Below are 13,958 nucleotides of genomic sequence, written 5' to 3' on the forward strand. Positions count from 1 at the left end.
GGGGCGGCCTTTTTGTGCCTGTTCGGGTCATGGTGACCGCTGCGACACATCTCGGGCGTCAGAAAATCCTCAGAACCTTTGCCAAAATATCAGGCCGGCTCTCAGGACTTCCGAACGGAAAAGGCGGAGTGGTGCGGCTCCAACAGGAGATTCGCAATGAAGCTGCCGATCCTCACCCTTGCCGCTGCCATGACCTTCGGCCTTATTTTGGCCGGCGGTCCCGCCCGCGCCGATTCCGACGACGCGAAGTGGGTGGCGCAGTGCGTCAAGGACAACAAGGACGAAGGCCAGACGGTCGAGGTGATTACGTCCTATTGCACCTGCATGAACAACAAGATGTCGTCCAACGAGACGCGCTCGATCACGCAGTGGGAGAAAGCAAACAAGCGCGAGATGGAAGCCTGCTCCACCCAGGCGGGCTGGAAGGGCCGCTAGTCCGCCTTCGGGATCTGTCATACGCCAGTTACGCATGGGCCGGTACACCGGCTCATGCACTGGTGGCAGACAGGCGTCATCTATCAAATCTACCCGCGCTCGTTTCAGGACGAAAACGGCGACGGCGTCGGCGACCTCAAGGGCATTACGCGCCGGCTCGACTATGTCGCCGGGCTCGGCGTCGACGCGGTGTGGCTGTCACCGGTCTTTGTCTCGCCGATGGCGGATTTCGGCTACGACATCGCCGATCACACGGCGATTGATCCCTTGTTCGGCACGCTCGAGGATTTCGACGCGCTGCTTGAGCGTGCGCACGAGCTCGGACTTAAGGTCATCCTCGACCTCGTGCCCAACCACACGTCGAACCGGCATCCGTGGTTTATGGAAAGCCGGGTGTCGCGACAGGCGGCCAAAAGAGACTGGTATATCTGGCGTAACGGCGCGCCCGAAGGCGGTCCGCCGAACAACTGGCTGTCCGAATTTGGTGGCTCCGCCTGGCAGTACGATGAGGCGACGGATCAATATTACTACCATGCCTTCCTGAAAGATCAGCCGGACCTCAACTGGCGCAGCGCCGCGGTGCGCGCGGCCATGCACGACGTGATGCGATTCTGGCTCGACCGCGGCGTTGATGGCTTCCGCGTCGATGTGATGTGGCATCTGATCAAGGACGCGGCGTTTCGCGACAACCCGACAAATCCGGATTGGCAGGAAGGCGAGGCGGCGTATCGCCGTCTGTTGCCGCTCCATTCGACCGACCAGCCCGAGGTGCAGGACGTCGTCCGCGGACTACGCGCCGTGATTGACGAGTATCCGGATCGCGTCTTGATCGGCGAGATCTACCTGCCGGTCGAGAAGCTGGTCGCTTACTACGGCGATGAAAGACTGGCCGGCGCGCATCTGCCGTTTAATTTCGCGCTCATTGAGACGCCGTGGGAGGCGAGGGCCATCGCAGCGCTGATCGAGCGCTATGAAGCGGCCTTGCCGGTCGGCGCCTGGCCGAATTGGGTGCTCGGCAACCACGATCGGCCACGTCTGGCCAGCCGCGTGGGCGAGGCGCAGGCGAGGGTGGCGGCCATGCTGCTGCTGACGCTGCGGGGCACGCCAACGCTCTACTACGGCGACGAGCTGGGGCTGCCGCAGGTCTCTATCCCGAGCCACCGGGTGCGCGATCCCTGGGGCATCAACGTGCCGGGCAGTGGCCGCGACGGCTGCCGGACACCGATGCCTTGGGACGGTTCGCGGTTCGGCGGTTTCTCCGATGCCGAGCCCTGGCTGCCGCTCATTCCTGACGCGGAGATTCGCAACGTCGCTTCCCAGGATACCGATTCTGGCTCCTTACTCAGCCTCTACCGGCGGCTGATCGTCCTGCGGCGGACCCAACCGGCGCTCAGCCGCGGCACCTATAGGCCAGTGGCCCAGTCCGGCGGGGCGCTGGCCTTCGAGCGCCGGACCGATGGGAATCGTTTGGTCGTGGCGCTCGACCTCGGCGGCCGCGGTGCAGAATTACCCGTTGAATCAGGGTGTTGGGCCGGCACCGTGGTGCTCGGAACGGCACCAGACCGCGAAGGCGAGGCGGTCGCCGGCCGCGTCGTCTTGCGTCCGAACGAAGGGCTCATCATATGTTGCCGCGGGTGAGGCCATTGCGACGCAAAGCTGCGGCCGGCTTAAGGTTTTCGGGGCTTTTTCGCCTTGACTTCAAATGACCTGGCCGATACACACCACCCACTTTTCGACAGGCGGTGAGCTTCGTCTGATCGGAACGGCCGCCCGGGCCATCCACTGAAAATCCTACAGGTTTTCGCGGGTTTCCGGCGCCTTCGCCTCGATCAAAGAAGCTCAAACGCTGTCGCTGACAGCCACTGTCAGTTCAGACGTGAACGGATGCTCGTCATCTCGCGATGACATGCGTTCGTCAGAACGGGAAAGCGCCCCCGCTGATTGAAAGCGGATGGCGCGATTTCGTTTTGCGTGCCGAGAACGCACGGAAAGAGAACGCGCGGCCTTCGCGGGCCGCACGACGACGATGCCGGGCGCAAACCTGTAATGGGTTGGGCTCACAACAATTCCGGACCTGCAAAGGTTCAACACGTAACGAAGGCGAACGATGCCGACGATCAATCAGTTGATTGCGAACCCGCGCCACCCGCTCAAGGCGCGCAACAAGGTGCCGGCGTTGCAGGCGTCCCCGCAGAAGCGTGGCGTTTGCACCCGCGTCTATACGACGACGCCGAAGAAGCCGAACTCGGCGCTTCGTAAGGTCGCCAAGGTTCGTCTGACCAACGGCTTCGAAGTCATCGGTTACATCCCGGGCGAGGGTCATAACCTTCAGGAGCACTCCGTGGTCATGATCCGCGGCGGCCGCGTCAAGGACTTGCCGGGCGTCCGCTATCACATCCTGCGCGGCGTGCTCGACACGCAGGGCGTCAAGAACCGCAAGCAGCGCCGTTCGAAGTACGGCGCGAAGCGTCCGAAGTAAGGGGTCCGCACATGTCCCGCCGTCACGCCGCAGAGAAGCGCGAAATCATTCCGGACCCGAAGTACGGGAACATTGTGGTTTCGAAATTCATGAACGCCGTCATGTACGACGGCAAGAAGTCGGTCGCCGAGTCGATCGTCTATGGTGCGCTCTCGACCATCGAAGCGAAGACCAAGGCGAACCCGCTGACCGTGTTCCAGCAGGCGCTCGACAACGTGATGCCCTCGATCGAGGTGCGGTCGCGTCGTGTCGGTGGCGCCACCTATCAGGTTCCCGTCGAAGTCCGCACGACCCGTCGTCAGGCTCTCGGCATCCGTTGGATCATCAACGCGGCCCGTGATCGCAACGAGCGCACCATGACCGAGCGTCTCTCGGCCGAACTGCTCGATGCGTCGAACAATCGCGGTAACGCCGTGAAGAAGCGCGAAGACACGCACAAGATGGCGGAAGCCAACCGCGCCTTCTCGCACTACCGCTGGTAACAGCGGCGCACGAATTCAGGAACGACGACTATGGCTCGCGCTCACGCAATCGAGAATTACCGCAACTTTGGCATCATGGCCCACATTGATGCGGGCAAGACGACGACGACTGAGCGGATTCTTTATTACACCGGCAAGAGCCACAAGATCGGCGAGGTGCATGAAGGCGCCGCGACGATGGACTGGATGGAGCAGGAGCAGGAGCGCGGCATCACCATCACGTCGGCCGCGACGACCGCTTTCTGGAACGGCAAGCGCCTGAACATCATCGACACCCCCGGCCACGTCGACTTCACCATCGAAGTCGAGCGTTCGCTGCGCGTGCTCGACGGCGCTGTCGTCGTGCTCGACGGCAACCAGGGCGTTGAGCCGCAGACCGAGACCGTCTGGCGTCAGGGCGACAAGTATCGCGTGCCGCGCATCGTGTTCGCCAACAAGATGGATAAGACGGGCGCCGACTTCTACAAGTGCCTGGACGACATCGTTGACCGCCTCGGCGCCAAGCCGGTTGCGATCCAGCTGCCGATCGGCGCGGAAAGCAACTTCACCGGCATGGTCGATCTGGTGATCATGAAGGCCTATGTCTGGAACAACGAGGCGCTCGGCGCCAAGTTCGACACCGTCGACATCCCGGCCGACCTCGCCGACAAGGCGAAGGAATACCGCGAGAAGCTCATCGAAGCCGCCGTCGAGCTCGACGACGACGCGCTGACCGCGTTCCTGGACGGCAAGGAGCCGGACCTCGAAACGCTGAAAAAGCTCATCCGCAAGGCCGTCATCACCGGCGCCTTCTATCCCGTGCTCTGTGGCTCGGCCTTCAAGAATAAGGGCGTGCAGCCGCTGCTCGACGCCGTCGTCGACTATCTGCCGTCGCCGCTCGACGTGCCGGCGATCAAGGGCATCGACCCGGACAAGAACAACGAAGAGACGATCCGCGAGCCGAAGGACGACGCGCCGCTGTCGCTGCTCGCCTTCAAGATCATGGACGACCCGTTCGTCGGTACCATCACCTTCTGCCGCATCTATTCGGGCACGCTCGTTTCCGGCACCGGTCTCATCAACTCGACCAAAGAGCGCAAAGAGCGCATCGGCCGCATGTTGCTGATGCATGCCAATAACCGCGAAGACATCAAGGAAGCCTATGCTGGCGACATCGTCGCGCTGGCCGGCCTCAAGGAAACCCGCACCGGCGACACGCTGTGCGATCCCAAGGCCCCGGTGATCCTGGAAAAGATGGAATTCCCCGAGCCGGTCATCGAAATCGCCATCGAGCCGAAGTCGAAGGCCGACCAGGAAAAGCTCGGTGTCGCGCTGGCCAAGCTGGCCGCCGAAGATCCGTCGTTCCGCGTGTCGACCGACCAGGAGAGCGGCCAGACCATCCTCAAGGGCATGGGCGAACTGCATCTCGACATCAAGGTCGACATCCTCAAGCGCACCTACAAGGTCGACGCCAATATCGGCGCGCCGCAGGTTGCCTACCGCGAAAAGATCACCAAGTCGGCTGAAGTGGACTATACCCACAAGAAGCAGACCGGCGGTTCGGGCCAGTTCGCCCGCGTCAAGATCATCGCCGAGCCCACCGAGCCGGGCACGCCGTTCACGTTCGAGAACGAGATTGTCGGCGGCGCGGTGCCTAAGGAATTCATCCCGGGTGTCGAGAAGGGTCTCGAGTCGGTTCTGAACTCGGGCATCCTCGCCGGCTTCCCGGTGGTCGACCTCAAGGTTCGCCTGGTGGACGGCAACTATCACGACGTCGACTCGTCGGCGCTCGCCTTCGAAATCGCCTCGCGCGCCGCTCTGCGCGAAGCCATGCAGAAGGCCAAGCCGGCGCTGCTCGAGCCGATCATGAAGGTCGAAGTGGTGACCCCGGAAGACTACACCGGCTCGGTCATCGGCGATTTGAACTCCCGTCGTGGCCAGATCCAGGGCCAGGACATGCGCGGCAACGCCAACGTCATCAACGCGATGGTGCCGCTTGCCAACATGTTCGGTTACGTCAACACGCTGCGGTCGATGTCGCAGGGGCGCGCGACGTTCACGATGCAGTTCGATCACTATGCTGAAACGCCGGCGAACGTGTCGGCGGAAGTGCAGAAGAAGTTCGCTTAAGCAGCGACAGGGAATCAGAAAGTTTCTGAACGGAGAGATCCATGGCCAAAGAAAAATTCAACCGCAATAAGCCGCACTGTAACATCGGCACCATCGGTCACGTCGACCACGGCAAGACGTCGCTGACCGCCGCGATCACCAAGGTGCTCGCCGAAACTGGCGGCGCGACCTTCACGGCCTACGACCAGATCGACAAGGCGCCGGAAGAGAAGGCCCGCGGTATCACCATCTCGACCGCGCACGTCGAGTACGAGACGACGAACCGCCACTACGCGCACGTCGACTGCCCCGGCCACGCCGACTATGTGAAGAACATGATCACCGGCGCCGCGCAGATGGACGGCGCGATCCTGGTCGTGTCGGCTGCCGACGGCCCGATGCCGCAGACCCGTGAGCACATCCTGCTCGCCCGCCAGGTCGGCGTTCCGGCGATCGTTGTGTTCATGAACAAGTGCGACATGGTCGACGATCCGGAACTCCTCGAGCTCGTCGAGCTCGAAGTCCGCGAGCTCCTGTCGAAGTACCAGTTCCCGGGCGACAAGATTCCGATCATCAAGGGCTCGGCCCTGATGGCGCTGGAAGACAAGGACCCGAAGCTCGGCAAAGAAGCCATCCTCGAGCTGATGAAGCAGGTCGATGCCTACATCCCGCAGCCGGAGCGTCCGGTTGACCTGCCGTTCCTGATGCCGGTCGAAGACGTGTTCTCGATCTCGGGTCGCGGCACCGTCTGCACCGGTCGCGTCGAGCGCGGCATCGTCAAGGTCGGCGAAGAAGTCGAAATCGTCGGCATCAAGCCGACGCAGAAGACCACCGTCACCGGCGTCGAAATGTTCCGCAAGCTGCTCGATCAGGGCCAGGCCGGCGACAACATCGGCGCGCTGCTCCGCGGCACCAAGCGCGAAGAAGTCGAGCGTGGCCAGGTTCTCTGCAAGCCGGGTTCGGTCAAGCCGCACACCAAGTTCAAGGCTGAGGCTTACATCCTCACTAAGGAAGAGGGCGGCCGTCATACGCCGTTCTTCACCAACTACCGTCCGCAGTTCTACTTCCGTACCACCGACGTGACCGGTGTTGTGCACCTGCCGGCCGGCACCGAAATGGTGATGCCGGGCGACAACGTCGCCATGGAAGTTCACCTGATCGTGCCGATCGCCATGGAAGAGAAGCTGCGCTTCGCCATCCGTGAAGGCGGCCGCACCGTCGGCGCCGGCGTCGTGGCGTCGATTATCGAGTAAGCAAGTCGCTTGGGCCCCCGTCCGAACAGGGCGGGGGCTCGGCAATCCTGACTGGAGGCGGGGGCCGATCTTTCCCGTTTCCGCGCAGGGACAACGAGTCGATAGCGAATACTGGATCATCCGTTTGAACGGATGATGACAGTCCAGAGAGACAGACAAATGAACGGCCAGAATATTCGGATCCGGCTCAAGGCGTTCGACCATCGCGTGCTCGATGCGTCGACGCGCGAGATCGTCAACACCGCCAAGCGCACCGGCGCGCAGGTGCGTGGGCCGATTCCGCTTCCGACGCGCATCGAGAAGTTCACCGTGAACCGCTCGCCGCACGTCGACAAGAAGAGCCGTGAACAGTTCGAGATGCGCACGCACAAGCGCCTTTTGGACATCGTCGATCCGACGCCGCAGACCGTGGACGCGCTGATGAAGCTCGACCTGGCGGCCGGTGTCGACGTCGAGATCAAGCTTTAAGGCCGGGTGAGGGATTAAAAAGATGCGCACGGGTGTCGTCGCACAAAAATTGGGTATGACCCGGCTGTTCACCGATGGCGGTGAGCACGTTCCGGTCACGGTGCTCCGCCTCGCGGAGTGCCAGGTCGTCGCCCACCGTTCCAAGGACAAGGACGGTTACGTCGCGCTGCAGCTCGGTTCGGGCGCGCGTCGCGCCGGCAATATGAGCAAGGCCGATCGTGGTTACTTCGCCAAGGCGAAGGTCGAGCCGAAGCGCAAACTTGCCGAATTCCGCGTCGACGAAGCCGGGCTGATCCCGGTCGGTGCGGAAATCACGGCCGATCACTTCATCGAAGGCCAGTTTGTCGATGTCTGCGGCATTTCGGTCGGTAAGGGCTTTGCCGGCGGTATGAAGCGCTGGAATTTCCGCGGTCTGCGCGCCTCGCACGGTGTGTCGATCTCGCACCGGTCGATCGGTTCGACCGGCGGCCGTCAGGATCCGGGCAAGACCTTCAAGAACAAAAAAATGGCGGGCCACATGGGCTCCGACCGCGTCACCACGCTCAACCTCAAAGTCGCCAAGATCGACGTCGCGCGTGGCCTGATCATGGTCGAAGGCGCGGTGCCGGGCTCCAAGGGTGGCTGGATCACCGTGCGCGATGCGGTGAAGAAGAAGTTGCCGAAGGAAGCCGCCAAGCCTGGCAAGTTCCGTTTGGCTGACAGCGCCGAGGCTCCGGCCACCGAGGCCCCCGCCGAGAAGGAGGGCGCATAATATGGATCTCAAGATCACCACGTTCGAAGGCAAGGAAGCCGGTTCGGTGAAGGTGTCGGACGACATCTTCGGCCTCGAGCCGCGCGCCGATATCATTCAGCGCTGCGTCAACTGGCAGCTCGCCCGTCGTCAGCGCGGTACGCACAAGACCAAGGATCGTTCCGAGATCTGGCGTACCGGCAAGAAGATGTACGGTCAGAAGGGCACTGGCGGCGCCCGTCACGGCTCGGCCCGCGTGCCGCAGTTCCGCGGCGGCGGTCGTGCCTTCGGTCCGGTCGTGCGCAGCCATGCCATCGACCTGCCGAAGAAGGTGCGGGCGCTGGCGCTCAAGCACGCCCTGTCGTCGAAGGCCAAGGATGGTGCCATTGTCATCGTCGACAAGGCGTCGCTGGCGGAAGCCAAGACCAAGGCGCTCATCGCGCAGTTCGGCAAGCTGTCGCTGGCCAATGCGCTTATCATTGACGGCGCCGAGCTCGAGGCGAACTTCGCCATCGCGGCGCGCAACATCCCGAACATCGACGTGCTGCCGATCCAGGGCATCAACGTTTACGACATCATGCGGCGTAAGACGCTGGTCCTCACCAAGGCCGCCGTCGACGCGCTGGAGGCGCGGTTCAAATGAGCACCAGCGATCCCCGTCATTACGACGTCATTCTGTCGCCCGTGATCACCGAAAAGGCGACCATGGCGTCCGAGTTCAACAAGGTGACCTTCAAGGTCCGTCGCGACGCGACCAAGCCGCAGATCAAGGAAGCGGTCGAGAAGCTGTTCGACGTGAAGGTCAAGAACGTCAATACGCTGGTCCGTCAGGGCAAGATCAAGGCGTTCCGCAATAGGCTCGGACAGCAGTCCGACGTGAAGCGCGCGGTCGTGACCCTCGAAGAGGGCCATCGCATCGACGTGACCACGGGTCTGTAAGAGGTCGGCGATGGCACTCAAGACATACAATCCGACGACCCCAAGCCAGCGTCATCTGGTCAACGTCGATCGTACGACCCTCTACAAGGGCGCGCCCGTTAAGGCGCTCACCGAAGGTCAGCACTCGACCGGCGGCCGCAACAACCACGGCCGCATCACGTCGCGCTTCCGCGGCGGCGGTCACAAGCAGGCCTATCGCAAGATCGATTTCCGCCGCGCCAAGATGGATATGGTCGCGACGGTCGAGCGCCTGGAGTACGATCCGAACCGCACCGCTTTCATCGCACTGATCAAGTACGAGGACGGTGAGCTGTCTTATATCCTGGCGCCGCAGCGTCTGGCCCCGGGCGATAAGGTGATCTCGGCCGAGCAGGCCGACGTGAAGCCGGGCAATGCGATGCCGCTCGGCGCCATTCCGGTCGGCACCATCGTGCACAACGTTGAACTGAAGATCGGCAAGGGCGGTCAGCTCGCGCGTTCGGCCGGCACCTATGTGCAGATCGTCGGTCGCGACCAGGACTACGTGATCCTGCGTCTGTCGACGTCGGAGCAGCGCCTTGTACACGGCCGCTGCATGGCCACCATCGGCGCCGTGTCAAACCCGGACAACATGAACACGACGATCGGCAAGGCCGGACGTCAGCGCTGGCGCGGCCGTATGCCGCACAACCGCGGCATCATGATGAACCCGGTCGACCATCCGCACGGCGGTCGTACCAAGGGCGGCAAGCACTGGGTCACTCCGTGGGGCAAGCCGACCAAGGGCGCCAAGACGCGCAAGAACAAGCGCACCAACAAATTCATTATGGTCAGCCGTCATGACCGTAAGAAGAAGCAGCAGCAGTAGGATTTAGAGCGATGACCCGTTCAGCCTGGAAAGGCCCTTTCGTCGACGGCTTTCTGCTCAAGAAAGCGGAAGCCGCGCGCGCGTCGGGCCGCCACGAGATGATCAAGATCTGGAGCCGGCGCTCGACCATCCTGCCGCAGTTCGTCGGCCTGAACTTCACCGTCTACAACGGTCAGAAGCACGTTCCGGTGCAGGTGACTGAGGAAATGGTGGGCCACAAGTTCGGCGAGTTCTCGCCGAGCCGTACGTTCCACGGCCACAGCGCCGATCGCAAGGCGAAGAAGGCCTGAGGATAGAGAAATGGGCAAGCGTTCACGCGATCGGGATCTCCCGAACAACGAAGCCAAGGCTGTGACCCGTAACATTCGGGTGTCGCCGCAGAAGCTCAATCTCGTCGCGCAGATGATCCGCGGCAAGAAGGTCGCGGGCGCGCTCGCCGACCTGGAATTCTCGCGCAAGCGCATCGCGAAAGACGTGCGCAAGTGCCTCGAATCGGCGATCGCCAACGCCGAGAACAATCACGACCTCGACGTCGACGATCTCATCGTCGCCGAGGCTCACGTCGGAAAATCGCTTGTGATGAAGCGCTTTTCCCCGCGCGGCCGTGGCCGCGTCGGTCAAATCCTGAAGCCGTTTTCGCATCTGACGATCATCGTTCGTCAGGTCGAAGCCGCGGCCGAAGCCTGAGGAGGCTTTCAGTGGGTCAAAAAATCAATCCGATCGGTCTGCGCCTCGGCATCAACCGCACTTGGGATTCGCGCTGGTTCGCGAACAAGACCGAGTACGGCACGCTGTTGCACGAGGACATCAAGATCCGCGCAGCTCTGATGAAGGAGCTCAAGCAGGCCGCGGTGTCCAAGATCATCATCGAGCGCCCGCACAAGAAGTGCCGCGTAACCGTTCACTCGGCCCGGCCGGGCGTCGTGATCGGCAAGAAGGGCGCCGACATCGAGAAGCTGCGCAAGACCGTCGCCAAGCTCACCGACAGCGACGTCGTCATCAACATCGTCGAAATCCGCAAGCCGGAGCTCGACGCGCAGCTGGTCGCCGAGTCGATCGCGCAGCAGCTCGAGCGCCGCGTCGCTTTCCGCCGCGCCATGAAGCGCGCGGTGCAGTCGGCGATGCGCCTGGGTGCCGAAGGCATCCGTATCAACTGCTCGGGCCGCCTCGGCGGTTCGGAAATCGCGCGCATGGAGTGGTACCGCGAAGGTCGCGTGCCGCTGCACACCCTGCGCGCCGACGTCGATTACGGCGTCGCCACCGCCTTCACCACATTCGGTACCTGCGGCGTCAAGGTCTGGATCTTCAAGGGCGAAATCCTCGAGCACGATCCGATGGCTCAGGACAAGAAGCTCGCCGAAGGCGATACCGGCGGTCGTCCGCGCCGCGATAACGCCGCGTAAGAGATAAAGTCATGCTGCAGCCAAAGAAAACCAAGTTCCGCAAGGCCTTCAAGGGCCGCATCCACGGCGTCGCGTCTTCGGGCGCGACCCTGGCCTTCGGTCAGTTCGGCCTCAAGGCGCTCGAGCCGGAACGCGTCACCGCGCGCCAGATCGAAGCCGCGCGCCGCGCGCTGACCCGCTTCATGAAGCGCGCCGGCCGCGTCTGGATCCGCGTGTTCCCGGACGTGCCGGTGTCGAAGAAGCCGATCGAAGTGCGCATGGGCAAAGGCAAGGGTTCGCCCGAGCTTTGGGTCGTGCGCGTCAAGCCTGGCAAGATCCTGTTTGAGGTGGACGGCATCAGCCCGGCCATCGCCAAGGAAGCGCTGGCGCTCGCCGCCGCGAAGCTGCCGGTCAAGACCCGTTTCATCGAACGTATCGCCGAGTGACGACCATGAAAGCCAGCGACGCCCGAGTGATGACGCTCGACCAGATCGACGATGAGGTACTCAAGCTCAAGAAGGAGCAGTTCAATCTGCGCTTTCAGCGGGCCACGGGTCAGCTCGAGAATACCGCGCGCGTGCGCGTCATCCGCCGCGACATCGCGCGGCTGAAGACGATCGCCTCGCAGAAGCGGGCAGGCGAGACCCCGGTCGTCAAGGCCGAGGCTCAGAAGTCCGCCAAGCCGGTCGCGAAGTCGCGCCGCTTGAAGGCTTCGCGTCCGTCGCCGGCGCGTGAGCCGGCGCGCGCGATTGCCAACAAGCCCAACAAGACGAAGAAGAAGTAAGGGGTCAAAGATGCCGAAGCGTACCCTTCAGGGTGTCGTCGTCAGCGACAAGCAGGCCAAGACCATTGTCGTTCAGGTCGACCGGCGCTTTGCCCATCCGACCATGGGCAAGGTTGTTCGCCGCTCGAAGAAATACCACGCGCACGACGAAAAGAACGAGTTCAAGGTCGGTGACAAGGTGTGGATCGAAGAGCGCCGTCCACTCTCCAAGCTCAAGAGCTGGGAAGTGATCCGCGGCGAAAAGAGAGCCAAGGTCTGACGATCAAGGTTTGACGCGAAGCGCCGCCAAGCGCTTCGCCGATGAAGACGAATAGAAATTAATGGGGCCGTGGTCTTAAAAGGCCGCCGCCCGCAAGGAACGAGAGCCGCATCATGATTCAGATGCAAACCAACCTCGACGTCGCCGACAATTCCGGCGCGCGCCGCGTCATGTGCATCAAGGTGCTCGGCGGCTCGAAGCGGAAATACGCGACCATCGGCGACACCATCGTGGTGTCGGTGAAGGAAGCGATCCCGCGCGGCCGCGTGAAGAAGGGCGAGGTCATGAAGGCCGTCGTCGTGCGCATCCGCAAGGACATCAAGCGCGCCGATGGCACCGTGATCCGCTTCGACCGCAACGCCGCGGTGCTGATCAACAACCAGGCCGAGCCTGTCGGTACCCGTATCTTCGGGCCCGTGCCGCGCGAGCTGCGCGCCAAGAACCACATGAAGATCCTTTCGCTCGCCCCGGAGGTGCTGTGATGGCTGCCAAGATCCGCAAAGGCGACAAGGTGATCGTGCTCACCGGCCGCGACAAGGGTCGCACCGGCGAGGTGATCGAGGTTCGTCCGACCGAGAACCGCGCCTTGGTGCGCGGCATCGCGATGGTCAAGCGCCACCAGCGCCAGACCGCGCAGGTCCAGGGCGGCATCATTTCCAAGGAGAGCGCGGTCGACCTGTCGAATCTCGCGCTCGCGGACCCCAAGGACGGCAAGCCGACCCGGGTTGGTTTCAAATTCATCGGCGAGGGCGCTGACCGCAAGAAAGTGCGCGTTGCCAAGCGCTCGGGAGCAGAGATCGATGGCTGATACGCAGACTGAACAGAAGAAGCCGAAGGCGGCCAAGCCGGCTGCCAAGCCCGCCGGCGACGAAGCCCCGAAGGCCAAGAAGGCCAAGGTGCCGTCCGATTACACGGCGCGTCTGCGCACGCACTACGACAAGGTCGTGCGCGAGCAGATGAAGACCCAGTTTGGCTATGCCAACACGATGCAGATCCCGCAGATCACCAAGGTGGTGCTCAACATGGGCATCGGCGAGGGCGTCGCGGATCGCAAGAAGGTCGAGAACGCCGCTGCCGATCTGGCGCTGATTGCCGGTCAGAAGCCGGTCGTCACCCGCTCGCGCAAGTCGATCGCGAACTACAAGCTTCGCGACGGCCAGGCCATCGGTTGTAAGGTCACGCTGCGCAAGGCGCGCATGTACGACTTTATCGACCGCCTGGTGAACATCGCGCTGCCGCGTATTCGCGACTTCCGCGGTCTCAACCCGAAGAGCTTCGATGGCCGCGGCAACTACAGCCTGGGCATCAAGGAATACACCGTGTTCCCGGAAATCGACTTCGACAAGGTCACCGATACCTGGGGCATGGACATCACCGTCTGCACCACCGCTCGCAACGACGAAGAAGCGCGGGCGCTGCTGGCGGCATTCAACTTCCCGTTCCGGCAGTGAGAGACGATTTCCCGTCTTTCATACGCGGAACCGCAAGGAGCAATTAGATGGCTAAGACGAGTTCGGTCGAAAAGAACAAGCGCCGTCGCCGCATGGCGAAGAAGTTCGGGCCGCGTCGTGCGCGCCTGAAGGCGATTGTGCAGAACAAGGAACTGCCGATGGAGGAGCGCTTTGCAGCGACCCTCAAGCTGGCAGAACTGCCGCGCAACTCCGCGAAGGTGCGCATCCATAACCGCTGCGAGCTGACGGGCCGTCCTCACGCCTTTTACCGCAAGCACAAGCTCAGCCGTATTGCGCTGCGCGACCTCGGCAACAAGGGCCTGATTCCAGGCCTTGTGAAGTCGAGCTGGTAAGGAGGCCG

General features: G+C 62.7%; 20 protein-coding genes and 1 pseudogene. All 21 read left to right on the forward strand.

Annotation, left to right across the window (positions count from 1 at the left end):
* The first annotated feature begins 156 nt into the window (after positions 1 to 156).
* Complete coding sequence (locus tag DXH78_RS12980) at positions 157 to 435, forward strand: hypothetical protein (RefSeq protein WP_115517429.1); 279 nt, start codon at positions 157 to 159, stop codon at positions 433 to 435.
* Positions 436 to 489: 54 nt separating this feature from the next.
* The gene (locus DXH78_RS12985) at positions 490 to 2,073 is read left to right on the forward strand and encodes an alpha-amylase family glycosyl hydrolase (protein WP_115517430.1); all 1,584 of its coding nucleotides are present in this window, start codon (positions 490 to 492) and stop codon (positions 2,071 to 2,073) included.
* 469 nt (positions 2,074 to 2,542) lie between these two features.
* Positions 2,543 to 2,914 carry a 30S ribosomal protein S12 gene (gene rpsL, locus DXH78_RS12990; protein WP_056910737.1) on the forward strand — a complete coding sequence of 124 codons (372 nt, stop codon included), beginning with the start codon at positions 2,543 to 2,545 and terminating at the stop codon, positions 2,912 to 2,914.
* 11 nt (positions 2,915 to 2,925) lie between these two features.
* Positions 2,926 to 3,396: a 30S ribosomal protein S7 gene (gene rpsG / locus DXH78_RS12995; protein ID WP_115517431.1), complete on the forward strand. Its 471-nt coding sequence runs from the start codon at positions 2,926 to 2,928 to the stop codon at positions 3,394 to 3,396.
* A gap of 30 nt (positions 3,397 to 3,426) precedes the next feature.
* Positions 3,427 to 5,505, forward strand: coding sequence for an elongation factor G (fusA, locus tag DXH78_RS13000; protein ID WP_115517432.1), 2,079 nt, complete (start codon positions 3,427 to 3,429; stop codon positions 5,503 to 5,505).
* Between the two features lie 41 nt (positions 5,506 to 5,546).
* Positions 5,547 to 6,737: an elongation factor Tu gene (tuf, locus tag DXH78_RS13005; RefSeq protein ID WP_115517433.1), complete on the forward strand. Its 1,191-nt coding sequence runs from the start codon at positions 5,547 to 5,549 to the stop codon at positions 6,735 to 6,737.
* 159 nt (positions 6,738 to 6,896) lie between these two features.
* Positions 6,897 to 7,205 (forward strand): 30S ribosomal protein S10, encoded by a 309-nt coding sequence (gene rpsJ, locus DXH78_RS13010; RefSeq protein WP_056910741.1) that lies wholly within the window; start codon positions 6,897 to 6,899, stop codon positions 7,203 to 7,205.
* A gap of 22 nt (positions 7,206 to 7,227) precedes the next feature.
* Positions 7,228 to 7,956 carry a 50S ribosomal protein L3 gene (rplC, locus tag DXH78_RS13015; protein ID WP_115517434.1) on the forward strand — a complete coding sequence of 243 codons (729 nt, stop codon included), beginning with the start codon at positions 7,228 to 7,230 and terminating at the stop codon, positions 7,954 to 7,956.
* A 1-nt stretch (position 7,957) separates the two neighbouring features.
* Positions 7,958 to 8,578: a 50S ribosomal protein L4 gene (gene rplD / locus DXH78_RS13020; protein WP_115517435.1), complete on the forward strand. Its 621-nt coding sequence runs from the start codon at positions 7,958 to 7,960 to the stop codon at positions 8,576 to 8,578.
* Entirely contained in the window at positions 8,575 to 8,874 is a 300-nt protein-coding gene (locus tag DXH78_RS13025; RefSeq protein ID WP_115517436.1) for a 50S ribosomal protein L23, read from the forward strand. The genes rplD and DXH78_RS13025 overlap by 4 nt, the downstream gene beginning before the upstream one ends.
* Positions 8,875 to 8,884: 10 nt before the next feature.
* The gene (rplB, locus tag DXH78_RS13030; RefSeq protein ID WP_115517437.1) at positions 8,885 to 9,721 is read left to right on the forward strand and encodes a 50S ribosomal protein L2; all 837 of its coding nucleotides are present in this window, start codon (positions 8,885 to 8,887) and stop codon (positions 9,719 to 9,721) included.
* Positions 9,722 to 9,732: 11 nt separating this feature from the next.
* Complete coding sequence (rpsS, locus tag DXH78_RS13035; RefSeq protein ID WP_115517438.1) at positions 9,733 to 10,011, forward strand: 30S ribosomal protein S19; 279 nt, start codon at positions 9,733 to 9,735, stop codon at positions 10,009 to 10,011.
* Between the two features lie 10 nt (positions 10,012 to 10,021).
* Positions 10,022 to 10,408 carry a 50S ribosomal protein L22 gene (gene rplV / locus DXH78_RS13040; protein ID WP_115517439.1) on the forward strand — a complete coding sequence of 129 codons (387 nt, stop codon included), beginning with the start codon at positions 10,022 to 10,024 and terminating at the stop codon, positions 10,406 to 10,408.
* An 11-nt stretch (positions 10,409 to 10,419) separates the two neighbouring features.
* Complete coding sequence (gene rpsC, locus DXH78_RS13045) at positions 10,420 to 11,124, forward strand: 30S ribosomal protein S3 (protein WP_115517440.1); 705 nt, start codon at positions 10,420 to 10,422, stop codon at positions 11,122 to 11,124.
* An 11-nt stretch (positions 11,125 to 11,135) separates the two neighbouring features.
* On the forward strand, positions 11,136 to 11,549 hold the full coding sequence (rplP, locus tag DXH78_RS13050; protein ID WP_115517441.1) for a 50S ribosomal protein L16: 414 nt from the start codon (positions 11,136 to 11,138) through the stop codon (positions 11,547 to 11,549).
* Positions 11,550 to 11,554: 5 nt separating this feature from the next.
* Positions 11,555 to 11,749, forward strand: a pseudogene (rpmC, locus tag DXH78_RS20140) (50S ribosomal protein L29); the annotation flags it as partial.
* A gap of 148 nt (positions 11,750 to 11,897) precedes the next feature.
* Positions 11,898 to 12,146 (forward strand): 30S ribosomal protein S17, encoded by a 249-nt coding sequence (gene rpsQ, locus DXH78_RS13060; RefSeq protein WP_115517443.1) that lies wholly within the window; start codon positions 11,898 to 11,900, stop codon positions 12,144 to 12,146.
* 113 nt (positions 12,147 to 12,259) lie between these two features.
* Entirely contained in the window at positions 12,260 to 12,628 is a 369-nt protein-coding gene (gene rplN / locus DXH78_RS13065) for a 50S ribosomal protein L14 (RefSeq protein ID WP_115517444.1), read from the forward strand.
* Positions 12,628 to 12,954, forward strand: coding sequence for a 50S ribosomal protein L24 (gene rplX, locus DXH78_RS13070; RefSeq protein ID WP_115517445.1), 327 nt, complete (start codon positions 12,628 to 12,630; stop codon positions 12,952 to 12,954). The genes rplN and rplX overlap by 1 nt, the downstream gene beginning before the upstream one ends.
* Positions 12,947 to 13,597 carry a 50S ribosomal protein L5 gene (gene rplE / locus DXH78_RS13075; protein ID WP_115517446.1) on the forward strand — a complete coding sequence of 217 codons (651 nt, stop codon included), beginning with the start codon at positions 12,947 to 12,949 and terminating at the stop codon, positions 13,595 to 13,597. Before rplX ends, rplE begins: the two co-directional genes overlap by 8 nt.
* 47 nt (positions 13,598 to 13,644) lie before the next feature.
* A complete protein-coding gene (gene rpsN / locus DXH78_RS13080) occupies positions 13,645 to 13,950 on the forward strand; it encodes a 30S ribosomal protein S14 (RefSeq protein ID WP_115517447.1) in 306 nt (101 codons plus the stop codon).
* Positions 13,951 to 13,958 lie beyond the last annotated feature (8 nt).

The organism is Undibacter mobilis, assembly GCF_003367195.1.
GTDB classification, from domain to species: Bacteria; Pseudomonadota; Alphaproteobacteria; order Rhizobiales; family Xanthobacteraceae; genus Pseudolabrys; species Pseudolabrys mobilis.

What these genes read in the sequence shown, in the direction of transcription:
- DXH78_RS12980 (WP_115517429.1), top strand. Translation starts at nt 157, where the DNA reads ATGAAGCTGCCGATCCTCACCCTTGCCGCTGCCATGACCTTCGGCCTT.
- DXH78_RS12985 (WP_115517430.1), top strand. Translation starts at nt 490, where the DNA reads ATGCACTGGTGGCAGACAGGCGTCATCTATCAAATCTACCCGCGCTCG.
- rpsL (WP_056910737.1), top strand. Translation starts at nt 2,543, where the DNA reads ATGCCGACGATCAATCAGTTGATTGCGAACCCGCGCCACCCGCTCAAG.
- rpsG (WP_115517431.1), top strand. Translation starts at nt 2,926, where the DNA reads ATGTCCCGCCGTCACGCCGCAGAGAAGCGCGAAATCATTCCGGACCCG.
- fusA (WP_115517432.1), top strand. Translation starts at nt 3,427, where the DNA reads ATGGCTCGCGCTCACGCAATCGAGAATTACCGCAACTTTGGCATCATG.
- tuf (WP_115517433.1), top strand. Translation starts at nt 5,547, where the DNA reads ATGGCCAAAGAAAAATTCAACCGCAATAAGCCGCACTGTAACATCGGC.
- rpsJ (WP_056910741.1), top strand. Translation starts at nt 6,897, where the DNA reads ATGAACGGCCAGAATATTCGGATCCGGCTCAAGGCGTTCGACCATCGC.
- rplC (WP_115517434.1), top strand. Translation starts at nt 7,228, where the DNA reads ATGCGCACGGGTGTCGTCGCACAAAAATTGGGTATGACCCGGCTGTTC.
- rplD (WP_115517435.1), top strand. Translation starts at nt 7,958, where the DNA reads ATGGATCTCAAGATCACCACGTTCGAAGGCAAGGAAGCCGGTTCGGTG.
- DXH78_RS13025 (WP_115517436.1), top strand. Translation starts at nt 8,575, where the DNA reads ATGAGCACCAGCGATCCCCGTCATTACGACGTCATTCTGTCGCCCGTG.
- rplB (WP_115517437.1), top strand. Translation starts at nt 8,885, where the DNA reads ATGGCACTCAAGACATACAATCCGACGACCCCAAGCCAGCGTCATCTG.
- rpsS (WP_115517438.1), top strand. Translation starts at nt 9,733, where the DNA reads ATGACCCGTTCAGCCTGGAAAGGCCCTTTCGTCGACGGCTTTCTGCTC.
- rplV (WP_115517439.1), top strand. Translation starts at nt 10,022, where the DNA reads ATGGGCAAGCGTTCACGCGATCGGGATCTCCCGAACAACGAAGCCAAG.
- rplP (WP_115517441.1), top strand. Translation starts at nt 11,136, where the DNA reads ATGCTGCAGCCAAAGAAAACCAAGTTCCGCAAGGCCTTCAAGGGCCGC.
- rpsQ (WP_115517443.1), top strand. Translation starts at nt 11,898, where the DNA reads ATGCCGAAGCGTACCCTTCAGGGTGTCGTCGTCAGCGACAAGCAGGCC.
- rplN (WP_115517444.1), top strand. Translation starts at nt 12,260, where the DNA reads ATGATTCAGATGCAAACCAACCTCGACGTCGCCGACAATTCCGGCGCG.
- rplX (WP_115517445.1), top strand. Translation starts at nt 12,628, where the DNA reads ATGGCTGCCAAGATCCGCAAAGGCGACAAGGTGATCGTGCTCACCGGC.
- rplE (WP_115517446.1), top strand. Translation starts at nt 12,947, where the DNA reads ATGGCTGATACGCAGACTGAACAGAAGAAGCCGAAGGCGGCCAAGCCG.
- rpsN (WP_115517447.1), top strand. Translation starts at nt 13,645, where the DNA reads ATGGCTAAGACGAGTTCGGTCGAAAAGAACAAGCGCCGTCGCCGCATG.